Source organism: Planococcus sp. VCh962 (assembly GCF_057748275.1).
The window spans coordinates 38,988-54,587 of record NZ_JBYLHS010000004.1; the positions used below are offsets into that span (position 1 = coordinate 38,988).

The 15,600-nt window shown below is 43.3% G+C and carries 14 protein-coding genes; 8 read left to right on the forward strand and 6 right to left on the reverse strand.

Features of this window, described 5'->3' with window-relative positions:
* Nucleotides 1–263 precede the first annotated feature (263 nt).
* The 3 genes from AC3AQ9_RS12890 to AC3AQ9_RS12900 form a co-directional block, all read right to left on the reverse strand.
* On the reverse strand, nt 264–1,388 hold the full coding sequence (locus AC3AQ9_RS12890; protein ID WP_488307901.1) for a cupin domain-containing protein: 1,125 nt from the start codon (nt 1,386–1,388) through the stop codon (nt 264–266).
* A gap of 105 nt (nt 1,389–1,493) precedes the next feature.
* Nucleotides 1,494–2,447: a fumarylacetoacetate hydrolase family protein gene (locus AC3AQ9_RS12895; RefSeq protein ID WP_437151429.1), complete on the reverse strand. Its 954-nt coding sequence runs from the start codon at nt 2,445–2,447 to the stop codon at nt 1,494–1,496.
* Nucleotides 2,448–2,563: 116 nt separating this feature from the next.
* Nucleotides 2,564–3,313 (reverse strand): IclR family transcriptional regulator, encoded by a 750-nt coding sequence (locus AC3AQ9_RS12900; RefSeq protein ID WP_488307902.1) that lies wholly within the window; start codon nt 3,311–3,313, stop codon nt 2,564–2,566.
* A 181-nt stretch (nt 3,314–3,494) separates the two neighbouring features.
* Between AC3AQ9_RS12900 and AC3AQ9_RS12905 the strand changes: the two genes are divergently transcribed.
* Nucleotides 3,495–4,694: an FAD-dependent monooxygenase gene (locus tag AC3AQ9_RS12905; protein ID WP_488307903.1), complete on the forward strand. Its 1,200-nt coding sequence runs from the start codon at nt 3,495–3,497 to the stop codon at nt 4,692–4,694.
* Between the two features lie 19 nt (nt 4,695–4,713).
* Here AC3AQ9_RS12905 and AC3AQ9_RS12910 read toward each other — a convergent pair whose 3' ends face one another.
* Nucleotides 4,714–5,475 carry an IclR family transcriptional regulator gene (locus tag AC3AQ9_RS12910; RefSeq protein ID WP_488307904.1) on the reverse strand — a complete coding sequence of 254 codons (762 nt, stop codon included), beginning with the start codon at nt 5,473–5,475 and terminating at the stop codon, nt 4,714–4,716.
* An 80-nt stretch (nt 5,476–5,555) separates the two neighbouring features.
* On the opposite strand from AC3AQ9_RS12910, the gene AC3AQ9_RS12915 reads away from it, so the two are divergent.
* Nucleotides 5,556–6,065 (forward strand): DinB family protein, encoded by a 510-nt coding sequence (locus tag AC3AQ9_RS12915; protein WP_488307905.1) that lies wholly within the window; start codon nt 5,556–5,558, stop codon nt 6,063–6,065.
* A gap of 227 nt (nt 6,066–6,292) precedes the next feature.
* Here AC3AQ9_RS12915 and AC3AQ9_RS12920 read toward each other — a convergent pair whose 3' ends face one another.
* On the reverse strand, nt 6,293–7,687 hold the full coding sequence (locus AC3AQ9_RS12920) for a YkuS family protein (RefSeq protein WP_488307906.1): 1,395 nt from the start codon (nt 7,685–7,687) through the stop codon (nt 6,293–6,295).
* Between the two features lie 183 nt (nt 7,688–7,870).
* On the opposite strand from AC3AQ9_RS12920, the gene AC3AQ9_RS12925 reads away from it, so the two are divergent.
* Nucleotides 7,871–8,305 (forward strand): MarR family winged helix-turn-helix transcriptional regulator, encoded by a 435-nt coding sequence (locus tag AC3AQ9_RS12925; protein ID WP_488307907.1) that lies wholly within the window; start codon nt 7,871–7,873, stop codon nt 8,303–8,305.
* A gap of 63 nt (nt 8,306–8,368) precedes the next feature.
* Here the strand turns inward: AC3AQ9_RS12925 and AC3AQ9_RS12930 are convergent, their stop codons facing one another.
* Nucleotides 8,369–8,872, reverse strand: a complete 504-nt coding sequence (locus tag AC3AQ9_RS12930) for a CarD family transcriptional regulator (RefSeq protein WP_488307908.1) — start codon at nt 8,870–8,872, stop codon at nt 8,369–8,371.
* A gap of 341 nt (nt 8,873–9,213) precedes the next feature.
* Here AC3AQ9_RS12930 and AC3AQ9_RS12935 point away from each other — a divergent pair, with 341 nt between their 5' ends.
* The 5 genes from AC3AQ9_RS12935 to AC3AQ9_RS12955 all read left to right on the forward strand — a co-directional run bounded on the left by AC3AQ9_RS12935 (nt 9,214) and on the right by AC3AQ9_RS12955 (nt 15,522).
* On the forward strand, nt 9,214–10,644 hold the full coding sequence (locus tag AC3AQ9_RS12935) for a DHA2 family efflux MFS transporter permease subunit (protein WP_488307909.1): 1,431 nt from the start codon (nt 9,214–9,216) through the stop codon (nt 10,642–10,644).
* A 51-nt stretch (nt 10,645–10,695) separates the two neighbouring features.
* On the forward strand, nt 10,696–11,133 hold the full coding sequence (locus AC3AQ9_RS12940) for a universal stress protein (protein ID WP_488307910.1): 438 nt from the start codon (nt 10,696–10,698) through the stop codon (nt 11,131–11,133).
* 462 nt (nt 11,134–11,595) lie between these two features.
* A complete protein-coding gene (locus tag AC3AQ9_RS12945) occupies nt 11,596–12,726 on the forward strand; it encodes a sugar ABC transporter substrate-binding protein (RefSeq protein ID WP_488307911.1) in 1,131 nt (376 codons plus the stop codon).
* 87 nt (nt 12,727–12,813) lie between these two features.
* Complete coding sequence (locus AC3AQ9_RS12950) at nt 12,814–14,334, forward strand: ATP-binding cassette domain-containing protein (protein ID WP_488307912.1); 1,521 nt, start codon at nt 12,814–12,816, stop codon at nt 14,332–14,334.
* A gap of 12 nt (nt 14,335–14,346) precedes the next feature.
* Nucleotides 14,347–15,522: a sugar ABC transporter permease gene (locus AC3AQ9_RS12955; protein ID WP_488307913.1), complete on the forward strand. Its 1,176-nt coding sequence runs from the start codon at nt 14,347–14,349 to the stop codon at nt 15,520–15,522.
* The last annotated feature ends 78 nt before the right edge of the window (nt 15,523–15,600 follow it).

Sequence of the window (15,600 nt, forward strand, 5' to 3'; positions counted from 1 at the left end):
CCTTCAACTTCAATCGATGTTACTGGTTCCAGTGATGCGCTGCTTGAAAAGTGAGTCTCCTATTTGCCATTGTGGGGGCGCTTGGCACCGTTGCACCACCTCCTTTACTATTCAATTTTGCTTTTTAAAAGTTATACTAATATAAAGATTAAGCGCTTACATTTCATTTGATTAAAAAAGCACCTAAAAATAGGTAGAAAAATTGCCCCGTAAATGTGAACAAGTTGTTTATCATTTACGGGGCAATTCGTTGCTTCAAAATATTAACGGAATGCTGCTTTAAACTCACCAGTAACTTCCTGATGACCATTATTGGAATCGAATGATTGTTCCTGCTCTAATTCAAAACGATCCATGATCGGAATATCGTTGACAGAGAAAAGGTAAGCGTCTTTAGTCGCTTTGTGCTCATACCAGGCCCAGTTCGGAATCACGAAGTAGTCGCCGGCTTTCCAATCAAAGCGAACGCCGTTGATGATAGTGTAGCCTTCGCCTTTATGCGCATGGTAAACAGTGGAATGGGTATGGCGCAATGCTTGTGTATGCATCCCGGCAGGAAGGTGCTGCATGCGAGTTCCTAAAGTAGGAGCTGCTGATTTTCCTGTTGACGGGTTGATGTATTCTAGTGCATAACCGTGATGCTTGTCCGGCTCGTATTGCATTAAACCATTGATGCCATCTACAGTGCGGCTCCATTTATAGTTTGCAAGCGGCGCAACTGTATACTTGTCGTCACCTACAGGGCGCATCATGCCGCCGCGGTAGCGCACTTCTGAGAAGTTGTCCGGAACTTCCGGCTCTTGAAGGCCGCCTTCGTATGGTTCAAAGAAAGTGCCGCCGATTGAATACAAAGTAGGGATGTCAAGTGCATCCATCCACAGCATCGGCTCATCGCCCAAATGTTCATGGCCATGCCATAAGTTTTTAGGCGTGGTCAAGAAGTCGCCTTCTTCCATGAAAATGCGTTCGCCTTGAACAATTGTGTAAGCGCCGGTTCCTTCAGAGATGAAGCGCAGCGCAGATTGTGAATGGCGATGAGAAGGTGCTTTTTCACCTGGAAGAAGCATCTGGACAGCTGCATAGATTGTTTGGGAAGTTGAAGCCCAGCCCCAAGGTTTGCGGTAAGTTAAGCCAGGGTTTTGGAAATACAATGCACGGCGTTCACCCCCGCGGTCAGGTGTGAAGATCTGGCAAGCTTCCGCCATTTTTGCATCGATCAATTCTTTTGACCATAAATAAGCTTCAGCATGTGGCTTCGGCGTTTTGTTCATGATTTCAGGTATTGCTTCCCATAGGGGACCTAAGTTGTATTGAGCGATTTCTTTGTTATAGTCTTTTACCGTTTGACTTTTCATGAATGCTGCTACTTCTGGAGATACTCCTGCCATATTACTTCGACTCCTTCTGTAAGTAGATTGGTTTGAAGATTAGTATAAAATACCGCAAGATGGTTGATCTTGCGGTATTGTGGAAAGTTTTTGGCTAGTAAATGCTTAAGCGTTGACTAAAGTAGTTGATGCAGTAGCAACTTTGTTTTCAAGTGCGCCGACTTTGTCGATTTCGATGCGTACAACATCGCCGTCTTTCAAGAATTGCTGAGGTTTCATCGCTACTCCGACTCCACCAGGTGTACCTGTCAATACAACATCGCCAGGCTCAAGCGTCATCAAATTAGATAGGAAAGAAACTAATTTCTGAACAGAGAAGACAAGGTTAGCAGTGTTGGTTTTCTGGCGAACTTCACCGTTTACCGTTAAGACAACGTCCAGACCGGATGGATCTTTCAGTTCGTCAGTAGTCACCAGGTAAGGGCCCATTGGTGCAGAACCGTCCACAGTTTTACCTTGCAGCCACTGCAACGTGCGGCGTTGAATGTCGCGGTAAGTTACATCATTTGTGATCGTGTAACCGGCTACATAATCCAGCGCATCTTCTTCAGAAACGTTGCGTGCTTGTTTGCCGATAACGAATGTGAATTCTGCTTCGTAATCAAGCTGCTCTGAAATCGGGTAGAACGGGATATCGTCTTCCGGGCCTAAGATCGTGTTCGCGAATTTTGCAAAGATTACTGGGTGAGTCGGCAATTCGCGGCCCATTTCCAGAATGTGTTCGCGGTAGTTGTGTCCAACACAAATGATTTTTCCAGGGTTGATGACAGGTGCTTCTACTTTTACTTCTTCAAGCTTGTAAACAGCTTTCTGGGCTGATACAGAAGGGTTAGCCAAGATGAAGTCTACAGCTTCCTGTGCTAATTGAAGTGATTTTTCTCCACCTTGATATAATTCATCTGTTGTAGATGGTACGTAAGCGTGTGCAATTTCTTTGTAACGATATTCACCAGCTGCTTGTAATTGCGCTTGGTAAGCTAGATTTAAGTCAACCACCTGCTCGTCTACAATTGCACCAGCACGTGTTAAGCCATTATGTGTATAGTTAATTAATTTCATGATAGACCTCCTAATTATCTAAATAGAATACTTAGTTCTCTATTTATAGAAAACATAAACCATTTGTACGTCCGATGTCAACACTTTTCAGAAATTTTCTGTTTCTTCTGAAATAATTACTTGAAGTAATTGGATAGCTTTTGTGAAAGCGCAAGCATTTTTTGCGCATGTGGATGGTGATAATCCTGTGGAATCAGATTTTTATAACCAACAGCTGTAATCGCTGCTACTAATTCCTGGTGATGATTGAATACCGGCACGCTGCACGATGAAATATGTTCAATGAGCGGTTCTGTTTTGGCTGCAAACGATTGCTCTCTGACTTGGTCCATTTCCTTCATAATCACTAATTGATCCTGAATGGCCAAAGTTTGGCGGGATTGATCGATCCATTTGTTCAGCTGCAGCCCTTCTTGGAATGCATAGAAAATATAACCGGTAGATGAAAGGAGCGGCAATGTAGTTCCGTGCTGTGCGCCAATATCAATGCCATAAGTAACGCTCCAGATTTCTTTTACAAGCGGACCATCTATGGAAGGAAGTGCAATTAATGCAGTCAGCCCTGTTTCTTCGGTAAAAGCTTTCATATACGAATCAGCAATTTCAATAATTGATGTATCGCCTTGGGCCATATTGCCAATTTCAATAAGCCTGTTGCCCAGCGTATATGTATTTGTTACTGAATCCCGGTTGAGAAATCCGGCTTGAGCAAGGGTAGTCAAGTATTTATGGATATTGCTTTTGGTCATATTGGACAGCTGTTGAATTTCGGTGAATTTCATCGGCCTGCGTTCTTTAGCGATCATTTCCAGAACGTCCAATCCATTTTGAAGCGATTGGATAATTGCCGGCTTTCTTTCTTCCATTTCGTTTTCCTCCTTTCTGTTCCATCCCTTCGCAAGCATAAGAAAAAAGAGAAAGAACTGATTAAAAAGATAGAAAATTTATATTTCTTATTGACAATCATAACAGAAAAGCTTAAAGTTTTCATTAATAAGAAACTTAGTTCTCTATTTGTGGATTAAATACATTCAGGAGGTTTTTCAAATGGAAAAAGTAAGCGATATCATTGTTGTAGGTGGAGGGATCGGCGGCTTGGCGACAGCGCTTTCAATCGTTCAGCGCACAGACAAGTCCGTTACAGTTATGGAGCAAGCACCTGAATTTGGTGAAGTGGGAGCAGGAATTCAGTTAGGGGCAAACGCTTTGTATGTTTTGGACCAACTGGGAGTAAAAGAAGAAATCGAGAAAGTGTCGGTTTCCCCGAAACGCCTTGTCTTAAAAGACGTTTATACAGCAAAAGAGCTGGCAGTTCTAGATTTGACTGAAGGATTCCAAGAACGTTTTAAACAGCCTTACTTGGTGCTGCACCGTTCAGACTTGCACCGTGTATTATTTGAAGCCTGCAAAAAGCAGGGAAAAATCACTTTCATGAACAACCAGATCATCCAGAAAGTTGAACAAGGAGAAGGCCAAGCAACTGTCATCAACCAAAACGGTGAAACGTACAACGCGGAAGCTGTCATCGGAGTAGATGGTTTGAAATCGAATGTCCGGAAAATGTTCTCTGATGATGAGCCGATTTGCTCTGAATATGTTGCTTATCGCGGAACGATTCCGATTGAAGAAATCACGGCAAAAGGCGATGTCGCAATGGACGATGTTATTATGTGGATCGGGCCGAACCTTCACTTGGTTCAATATCCGGTACGCCGCGGTGAACTTTATAACCAAGTGGTTGTCTTTAAAACTTATGACTACAAACCGGACGGCGATTGGGGAACACCGGAAGAAATGGTGGAGCGCTTCAAAGGGGCTCATCCTCTTGTTGAGAAGGCGTTGGAGTTTATTTCTACACAGTTCCGCTGGGGAATGTTCGATCGTCTGCCGATCGAAAACTGGACAGAAGGCAATGTGACCTTGCTTGGGGATGCGGCGCATCCGATGCTGCAGTACTTGGCACAAGGCGCTGCACAAGCGCTTGAAGATGCTTATGTTTTAGGGGAAGCACTGGAAACAGAAGCGACTTATAACGAAGCTTTCAATAAATACCAAGCTGAAAGACTGCCACGCAGTGCAATGGTTCAAACGTCTGCACGTAAATGGGGAGAAATCATCCATGCAGAAGATGAAATCACAACGCTGCTGCGCAATACAATCTTCAACCAGCGCAAAGATACGGATTATGAAGTGGCAGACTTCTTATACAATTACTTCAACGTACGCAAAGACGAAGTAAAAGCATAATAAAAAAGAGAAAGAGGGATTACTCCTCTTTCTCTTTATATCCATAAATAGCAGACATCTCTTTGCTTAAGGAAAGAACGTTTTGAATGACTTCCGAATCCCGTTCACGGGGTACGTCTTCCGAAAAACCGACGACAGAAAAAGAACCTACCAGTTCGTGCTTAAAGTTAAGAATCGGAAAGCCGAGAGACGATACATGGCGGACAAGCGGCTCATAGGAGTATGTAAATTGGTCTTCTCTTATTTGCTTCAGTTCATGCTGGAACTTAGAAATGTCAAAGTCTTCGGTTGCTTGCTGTTCGCGTTCGATCCAATTGGTCATTTCCAGTGAATTTGCATAAGCAGCGAATATTTTCCCGGATGATGAAGACAAGGGAAGCTTTGTTCCAACCTGTGCACCAATATTCAGTCCGTAATTGGTGTTCCAGATATTTGTGATGACCGGCCCGTCATTTATCCAAGTGGCGAAAAGGGTGGTCATACTGGTAATTTTGCTGATTTCCTTAAAATAGGGTGTCAGTCGCCCGATAAAATCAGCGTTTTGCGAGGCGGCAGTGCCGTACTCCAAAAATTTATACCCAAGAGAATAAGCGCCTCGTTTATGGTCTCGGTACAATAAATCCATTTGCGTTAATGTATTCAAGTACTTGTACAGATTGCTTTTGGAAATGCCGGTAATCTCCTGAATATCGGAAAATTTCAATGGCAGATCGCTCTGTGCAACGGCATCAATAATTTGAATGCCTAAAGCTAATGAGCCGATTGTTGAATTGCTGGACATAAAATTCATTCCTCTCTCAGTGTTTAGTTGCAAAGCATCAAAAATAACGGTTTACAACCGGAACTAAGGAGTATTTTACAGTGACTATTGAAAAATTGAAAGAAAGTTCAACACACATCAAATCAACGATCAATCAAATGGTCAGCCTATTGGAAGCGACAGAAACATCTTTATTATATAAGAAGCCTTCTGCTGAAGAATGGTCCGTTATGCAAGTTGCCAACCACGTCATTGAAGCAGTAGAATTCTGGGTAGCCGATTTGGAAGCGCTATTGATTGTTCCGGGTGCAAAATGGGGACGCAATCATGAGCATGTAAGACGTTTGGCAGCTGTTGAAGAAAAACAAGTTGAGGCTGTTTCAAAAGAAGAAGTTGTTTTATGGCTGCAATCGCTTGTTCCACTTACAGAAGATGCATTTGAAAAAGTTGAAGAGGAAGACTTAGCGAAAACCGCGCCAAGCTATAACCCGAATTTTGACGGCAAACCACTATCATTCTTGATTGATCATCTGATCGTTAAGCATATAGAAGGCCATTTAGGCCAGATGGAACGCCACTTGGAAAAAGTCCGGTTACAGGCAGTAAAATAAAGACAAGTTGAATGATTGATTACTAAAAGTACAAAGACATGCTTTTGCTCCAGGGCTGCCGAGAAAATCTCGGTGGCTTCTTTTATGTGGCTTGGAGGAAGATGATTTTATAGCCTGGAAAAATCGATGATATATGTCTCATAATCAATGAATTTCACATACGATCAACAAAAAATGAGCCGGCATTGGGTTACAGGTGCCGGCTCATCCACTATAAAAACTAATTCTTACGGATTAATCACAAGGCCATCTTCAGCGGCTACGATTTCTCCTTTGAAATTCGCCTTTCTAAATGCCTTCTTGACGTGGTCAGTATCTATTCCACCCAATCCAAGATGGGTCAGAACGGCTTTTTTTGCTCCTGCATCTGCCGCCATTTTAGCAAGATCTTCTGTAGTGGCGTGAGATCCTTCTAAGCCTTCTCTTAGATTTTCGGCTGCTTGTTCGGGAAGGTCTGAAAAAGTGCCGCTCATCATGCCATCCAACACTAGAATATCTGCATCTTTTGCAAACGGGGCCAGATTATCGGTATAAGCCAAATCTCCTGACACGACGACACTTTGTCCGCCCGCCTCAAAACGGAAGGCATAGGTTGGAGCGGTATGCGGAACAGGAATAGCCGTAATCTTCACGCCATCAAGTTCCAAACTATGATGATCTTCAGTAAAATCGGTAATATTCACATTTGTCAGGGCACCGTCTTTCGCCGTGCCTAAACTTGCACGGTACTCCAAATCTTCTTTAAAGAAGTTGACGGTCGTATCATACAGGTCCTGAACTTGCGGCCCGGCTAAATTAAGTTCTCGTCTTCCAGTAGAACCTTGCCAACCGTCAATGAAGAACGTCCAAAAATCGCCGTTGTGGTCCACATGTTGATGGGTAAACAGCATGTTCGTGATTTTTTTAGCAGGAAGACCAAGCTCCATTAAGGTGCTGGTTGTACTGGCACCGCAGTCGATTAAGAAATATTTGTCTTTATATTGAACCAAGGTGCTCGGGGCATTGCGGCCAACTTCAGTCAATGGGTTGCCTGATCCGACTGTTATAACGCGAAAACCTTCCGGCACGGTTTCAAATGGAGAGGTTTTTCCTTTCTGCTGGCCGGCAAGTGAACTATTACTGCCTTTTTTATCCTTGATTTCATTGGCTTTCTCTTTCAACTGGCCGGTTACTTGTGACGCTTTCTCTTTTACTTGGTTCAATTTTCCGGTTCCATCTGAATTGCCGCTCGTAATTTTTTCTTTCACTGCGCTTTGGAGTTCTTTCCCACTTTTTGGAGCTGCAAGAAGTGCTGCTGCTGCACCGACCAATGCACCGGTTATCACGCCAGAAGTGAAACCGCCACTTGAGCTGCTTTTAGAAGCATCCGCTGTTCCCGCAATTTTTCCGGCACGTTGCAGGCGTTCTTCTACTTCTTCGACGATTTCACTGACACTTCGCCCACGGGTTTCCACGAGTGAACCTTCTATACGCGAACCCGCAAAAACATTCTGATTTCGTACAACAATTACATCAGAACCGATGGCTTCTGTAGTTTGCTTCACCATATCTGCCTGGTATCCTTTTTTCTTCAGTGCACGCCGCACATCTGTAAAAGGGTGTTCAACAGCAATTTTGACCATATTATCAATCCTCTTTCTTAATTTTTGTAATCTTAAACTCTACCCTCGGATTGCCTTCTTTTAAACATCTTTCAAAGTAATGTACACCGCACTTTTTAACATCATTTTGAAAGCAAACCAAATTGACATCCCGAACCACAATCTGTATATTAAGTTGCGAAGAAGTTGATAGGAGTGGTTCGTTTGAGTTCGAACTCTGAATTGCGGAATTTAGATCTGATAGATTTGTTGAGTGAACGGCATAGTTTAGTGCGAGGAATCTCAGAAAGAGCCTGGAATAATCAAAGTGATATTTACATTTCGAATTCGGAATGGTATATCATGGCGAGAATTTATAAAAAGCAGCCGACCATTTCGTATATCACAAAAAACGTTGAAATTTCCCGGCAGGCGATACATAAATTCATCAAAAACCTGGAAGCCAAAGGGCTAGTGGAAATTAACAACGTGGAGAACAATAAGAAAGAGAAGTGGATTCAGCTAACTGCATTAGGCGAAGAGTGCTATGAAAAGAATGAAGCGCTGAAAGCACAGCTGGAAAAAAGAATTGCTGATCAGATTGGTGTGGAACAAGTACAAGTCCTTAAAGACATCTTAAAATTGGATTGGGGTATTTAAGCCGCCATCCATAAATTAAAAACCCCCGCTTGCCGAATCAAACGGCAAGCGGGGGTTTTTAATTTATGGATGTTCGCTGATCAGTTTTGTTGCCATTGCATTTATTTCTTCAAATGTCGTATTTAGAGAAATAGCTAACTCCTGAAAGAGTATAGACTGGGCAGTGTTCAAATATTTATGGTCTCGCTCGTAAAGGTTTCTATTTTCCTTTTTGGCTTCAATTTTTTTACGCATCAGCGTATTGACCGCTCGGGCAATTTCTTTCCGGTCCCCTGTATTAAGCAAGTCTGTAAAGAAGGCAAGGCGCGTATTGGAGTTATCATTCCACTCCATCTCCGGCTCTTTGAATGTTTCAATCAGCTGCATCGCTTCATCTTTGTGAAGCATCTCAAGCATCACCACTTTATCATTGTCGACGGGTGTACTGATTGTTACACGCTGGCTATTTTCCAATGGATGCAATTCGTAATACTGTTTGGTAATGCCTGAAACTGTCTTTTCGTTAATATCATCAATTCTGCAAATGCCGTGTACGGAATAAATAATCAAATCCCCAATTTTAAACATTTGGTCCTCCTAACAAACATTGTCAATTCTTTTAATAATAACAGAAAATTTTAAAATTGTCAACTTAGTTGATAAAAACAGAAAAATTAAACATTGTCAACCTTATTGACAATTAAGAAAAAATTTTGTTATAGTAAACCAATCGATGGGGACATGGAGGTGCATGACGGAAGTAGAGGACTGCTGACTAGCGTAATCGCAGCATATCTTTCAACCGAAAGAGCAGAAAACAGCATGTTGGATCGAGTCATCTGTAGAAGAAAAAACTTCCGGTATCGCATTTCCATTCAAAAGCGATTGTTTCATCAGCAAGGCCAATTTGATTAGAGGAGTATGAATACGTGACTACTACACAAACAGCAACAGGTACGAAAACTAAACAACAAATCAAAACAGGACCGATTATGGTCGCCCTTTTAGTGGCAGGCTTCGTCGGACTTTTTAGCGAAACGGCATTAAATATTGCCTTAGGCGATTTAAGCCAGATATTCGGGGTTAACGCGACAACGGTTCAATGGTTAGCAACAGGTTACTTTTTAACATTGGGGATATTGGTACCCGTATCCGGCATCTTGATGCAAAAATTCACCACGCGCCAAATGTTCATCACTTCAGTTGTGCTGCTTCTAGGCGGGACAATTATCGCCGCATTGGCGCCTGTATTCAGTGTCTTATTGATCGGCCGTATTATTCAGGCAGCCGGCTTAGCCATTAACTTGCCGTTAACGCAAAATGTGATTTTCACCATCTTCCCGCCGAACAAACGCGGCGCTGCAATGGGGGTCATGGGATTAGTGATGTTGGCAGGCCCAGCCCTCGGACCTACAATCGCAGGACTTATTTTAGATACATTATCTTGGGAATGGATATTCTGGGTAACTACACCGTTCTTATTGTTCTCCCTTATTTTTGGATTTATTTTCTTGCCGAACGTTAACGAAATCCGCAAAGTTTCAATTGACGCATTATCTGTTATTCTTTCGACCATCGGATTCGGTGGAGTGGTGTACGGAGTAAGTATGGCGGGTGACTCCGGCTGGACAAGTGCGACGGTTATGGGATCAATCATCATCGGGCTTGTGGCCATCATTCTTTTCGCAATGCGCCAAATGAAAATGGAAAACCCGATGCTGAACTTGAGAGCATTCCGTTATCCACTTTTCGTCCTCGGAGTGTTCATGAGTTTCATCACGTTCTTTAACATGCTGTCGATGCTGGTCATCTTGCCGATGTACATGCAAATGGCGCTTCTCATGGCTGCTTTTACAACAGGCTTAGTGCTTCTTCCAGGAAGCTTGCTGAACTGTATATTAGCACCGGTCATCGGCCGCTTGTTTGATAAATACGGACCGCGTGCAATTATCACACCGGGAACAGCTTTAGTGGCAATCGGCTATATTTTGTATTCGCAGTTCGGCACAACGACGCCTGTTTGGCTGATTGTTGTGACATTCATCATCATGATGCTTGGAATCGGGGCCGTTCTTGCTTCCGTTCAAACGAACACGCTGAACTCTTTGCCGAAACGGTTCTATCCGGACGGCATCGCTATCACACAGACAATCCAGCAAGTGGCTGGCGCCATCGGTATTGCCGTAATGGTCTCCCTTATGGCGGCTAGACAAGGCAGTTTATTAGCGACAAATGCTGCAGCACCAGCTGAAGCTGCAGCATCAGGATCGTCACTTGTCTTTACTGTCAGTTTGATCTTTGCCATCATCAATATTGTGCTGTCTTTATTCCTCAAAAAGCCGAGCGCAACAATCAACTGATTTAAACGGCTGTCACAGCTTTCAATTCGTTCTAGAAAGGGAGTAGTTAAAATGGCCAATCATTATAAAAATATCGTCGTAGCAATCGACGGATCAGAAGAATCGGAATATGCATTCCATAAATCGATCGACGTAGCAAAACGCAACGCAGGTTCAGTATTGAATCTCATCAATGTAGTGGACACAAGAGCTTTCGAAGCTTATGACCGCACCAGCATCGACAAAGCTCAACAGATGTCGGAAGAAATGTTGAACTCCTTCAAGTCGAAGGCAGAATTTCAAGGTGTTGAAAACGTAAAGATTGTCATCGAATACGGTTCGCCCAAAACAGTTATCACAAAAGAACTTTCTGACTTAACCGGCGCGGATTTGATTATTTGCGGTGCTACTGGAGTAAGCGGCGTTGAACGTTTCCTTCTTGGTTCCGTGTCAGAAGCCATCGTCCGTTCAGCGAAATGCGATGTTCTCGTCATTCGCACGCCTGAGTGAATAAATTGAAGTTAAATTAATCTTTACTGCAAAACCTCTCGCAAGCTTCAACTTGCGGGAGGTTTTTTAGCTTAATTAACTTTATCAGTCGATCTTACGTAAAATAGCTACGCTGAATAGATAAGGTGTACAGATGTTCGTCTTTCTTGTTATGAGAATTATTTAGCGAAGGCGCGTCCAAGGGCTAGGCGGAGCTGTAAGACGGGTGATCTTCCCGGCTTATAGTGTGAGCCATGCCCAAAGCGTCCGAAGTGGTATGTAAAAGATAAGTCGCTTACAAAATATACAAATCTAAATGCAAAAGTACTTCTTTACAAAAAAGTGTTTTTATTATCAGTAAGTTAAAAGATAAAAAATTACAGTTAATGTTAAAAGAATACTTGTGATAGCGCTTACATTAAATTTCAGCGGAATTATACTAAATATGAACTTAACTTTTCATAAAGGGAGAGGGGTAAGAAGATGAGAAAGAATTCTAAGGGCTTCTTGTTTTTGATGATTTTGGCTATATTTGCATTGATCGCAGCTGGATGCAACGGCGGCGGAGGAGGAGAAGAGGGTTCGGGTTCAAGTTCAGGCGTAGATATCGGAATTGTGCTGCCGACAAAAGATGAGCCGCGCTGGGTGCAAGATGAAGAGCGCTTTAAAGCAGCATTAGCAGACTCGGATTATTCAACAGAAATTCTGTTCAGCCAAGGGTCTTCAGCAAAAGAGAAAGAGAACGTGGAAGCTTTATTGAATAAAGGCATTAAAGTATTGATTATTACACCTCATGACGGCGCAGCGGCGGCAGCAGCAGTTGAGGCAGCAAAGCAAGACGACGTAACGGTCATTGCTTATGACCGCTTGATCACGGATACAGATGCAGTCGATTATTATGTAACGTTCGATTCATTAGCTGTAGGTGCTGCACAAGCGCAGTATTTAGTGGACAACGTGGAAGGCTCAGGAGTACCGCTTTACTTGTATGCAGGAGCTTCTTCAGATAATAACGCATTCTTGTTTTTCCAAGGTGCATGGGAAGTGCTGCAGCCGAAAATTGCAGATGGCACATTTAAAATTGCCAACTCCAGTCAAGCGGAAGCATTAAAAGATACAAAAGAGCTGAACCGTGACCAGCTGAGCCAAATTATCGGCCAAGTCACAACCAACTGGGATCCGAACGAATCGAAAAACAAAGCTCAGACGCATTTGACTTCCGTTGGCGACGATATGAAAGGCAATGTAGCCATCCTGGCACCGAATGATGGAACTGCCCGTTCTATCGCGGACGTATTTGCATCAGATGCTGCAGTGACAGACTACTTGATTACTGGCCAAGACGCTGAGAAAGCATCTGTCCAATACATTCTCGATGAAAAACAATCGATGACGGTCTTCAAAGATGTCCGTACCTTGGTTGAAGATGCAATGGGTATGGCTGTTGAAGTCATGGACGGTAACACACCGGAAACAACCGGTTCTTACGATAACGGTGCGACAGAAGTAAAAGCGAAACAAACAGATGTAATCGTAGTGGATAAAGAAAACGCCAAAGAAGAATTGATTGATTCCGAGTATTACAAAGCTAATGAATTTACAGGCTTGGAGTAAATAATCACATAGGACGGAAGGAATAGTGATAGAAGCTTCTATCACTATTTCTCCATTCCTTGGTGTTTGCGCAAGGGAGGCGAAGAAATGAGCGACTATATTTTAGAGATGAAAAATATATCCAAGTCATTCACAGGGGTGAAAGCTTTATCGGATGTCAATTTCAAGGTGGAACGAGGCGAAATCCATTGTTTGATCGGAGAAAATGGCGCAGGCAAATCGACGCTCATGAAAGTCCTGAGCGGCGTATATCCTTATGGCACATATGAAGGGGATATTGTGTTCGAAGGGAAAGTCCAGCAGTTTAGCGAGATCAATGACAGCGTCAAAGCTGGCATCGGCATCATTTATCAGGAATTGGCGCTGTTTCCGGATTTGACGGTCTACGAAAATATTTTTTCCGGCAATGAAATCCGGAGGGGCCCATTTGTGGACTGGAATGAAACAATTGTCCAATCTACAAAATTACTGCAGAAAGTGAAATTGAAAGTGGATCCGGAGACTTTGATCAAGGAATTAGGTGTAGGGAAACAGCAATTGGTTGAAATAGCCAAAGCGCTCAGCAAAGACGTAAAACTATTAATCCTGGATGAACCGACGGCAGCTTTAAATGAAAACGACAGCGAGAATTTATTGGAGTTATTGAAGGAACTGAAAAGCCAGGGAATCACCTGCATCATGATTTCCCATAAACTGAAAGAAGTCATTTCAATCGCTGACAAGGCGACAATTTTGCGCGACGGCAAAACCATCATCACATTGGATGCCCATAAAGGAGAGATTTCGGAAAGCGTCATCATAAAAAATATGGTGGGACGCGAAATTGAAGATATTTTTCCAAAACGGCCGGACAAGAAAATAGGGGAGACGGTTCTTCAATTGAAGGACTGGTCGGCGTATGATCCTGAACTTGCACGCCAAGTGGTCAAACACGCTGACCTGGAAGTGAAAAAAGGGGAAATCATCGGCATTGCCGGGCTTATGGGCTCTGGCCGGACGGAACTTGCGCTGAGCATTTTCGGCAATCCAAAAAATTACAAGCTGCAAGGTGAACTGCAGGTCTTTGGAAAACAGAGAAAACTTAAACACACAAGCGACGCGATTAAGGCAGGCATCGCATATGTGACCGAGGATCGCAAAGGCAATGGGCTATTTCTGATCAAAGACATCAAAAATAATGTCACCGCAGCACATTTGAAAGGAATTTCAACAAGAGGCGTCCTCAATTTGAATGAGGAAGTGAAAGTCGGGACAGATTATAAAAAGTCGCTGCGCATCAAAGCGAATTCACTTGAGCAGGCGGTTGGCAAGTTGAGCGGAGGCAATCAGCAAAAAGTATCACTCGGCAAATGGCTGTTTACCGGACCTAAGATTTTGATCTTGGATGAACCGACACGCGGAATCGATGTTGGCGCGAAATTCGAGATCTATACCATCATGAACCAGCTGATCAAAGAAGGATTGAGCATCATCATGATCTCATCAGAATTGAATGAAATCATCGGCATGAGCGACCGCGTTTATGTGATGGCGGAAGGTGCCATAAAAGGTGAATTAACAATAGAAGAAACGACTCAGGAAGCCATTATGGAACTTGCGACGCAATAGGGGGTAGGGACAATGGGATTCTTAGCAGAAGCAAAACACCTGATTAAAGCGAATATCCGCGATTATGGGATGTATATCGCCTTGCTGGTCATTATACTGACTTTTACTGTTATGACAGACGGTTTGTTCATTTCTTCACGGAATATCAGTAATTTATTGGATTCAACTGGGTACATTGCTGTTCTGGCAGTTGGAATGACTTTGGTCATTGTTATCCGGCACATCGATTTGTCGGTCGGATTTTTAGCAGGATTTTTGGGGGCGGTCGCTGCGATTTTCCTTTCGCAGATGGGAATGTCCGTATTTCTGGTGATTCCGCTCGTTTTGTTATTTGGCGTGGTAATCGGCCTTTTCAACGGATTTCTAATTGCCAAAGTCGGCATTCCAGCGTTTGTAGCAACACTTGCCGGGATGCTGTTTTTCCGTGGAGCATTGCTGAATGTCACAGAAGGCACTGGGACGATCATTGTCAATGACGAGGGCTTTAATGCACTCGGCAACGGATTTATCCCGTCGCTTATGGAAATCAATGAACTGCACCTTTTATCGTTATTGGTGGGCCTTGCAGGAATTTTGCTGTACATCTACAGCGAGATTTCAAACCGCCGCAATAAAGCAAAATACGGATTTGAAGTGGTATCCTTTAAGATTTTTGTCATGAAACTGGTTTTTGTATCCTTCATTATCGGATACATCACATGGATTCTTGCAGGTTATAACGGTTTTTCCTGGACAGTGGTCATCATGCTGCTGGTTGTTGTGGTGTATCATTTCCTGGCGACGAAAACAGTGCTTGGCCGCAATATTTATGCCGTCGGGAGCAATCCGGAAGCAGCCCATTTGAGCGGAATCAACGTCACGAAAATTACGCTCTTTGTTTTTGCTTCAATGGGGATGCTAGCTGCCCTTTGCGGCATCTTGTTCACTTCACGTCTGCAATCGGCAACGACTACAGCAGGGACCTTGTTCGAACTTGATGCCATTGCCGCAGCTTATGTCGGCGGGGTTTCTTCAGCAGGTGGCGTTGGGAAAGTGACCGGTGCCATTATCGGCGCTATTGTAATGGCTTCACTGTCGAGCGGCATGAACTTGCTGGGAACAGGGATCTCCTATCAATACATGATTCGCGGCGGCGTTTTGGCTTTGGCCGTTATTTTCGATGTACTGACAAGAAAGCAGCGTGCTTAAGCTTTATAAGCTAAAAATTTGAGGGCATCTTATAGTGGAAGATGCTCTTTTTATATGCAAAAAGAGGATTGTGAATTT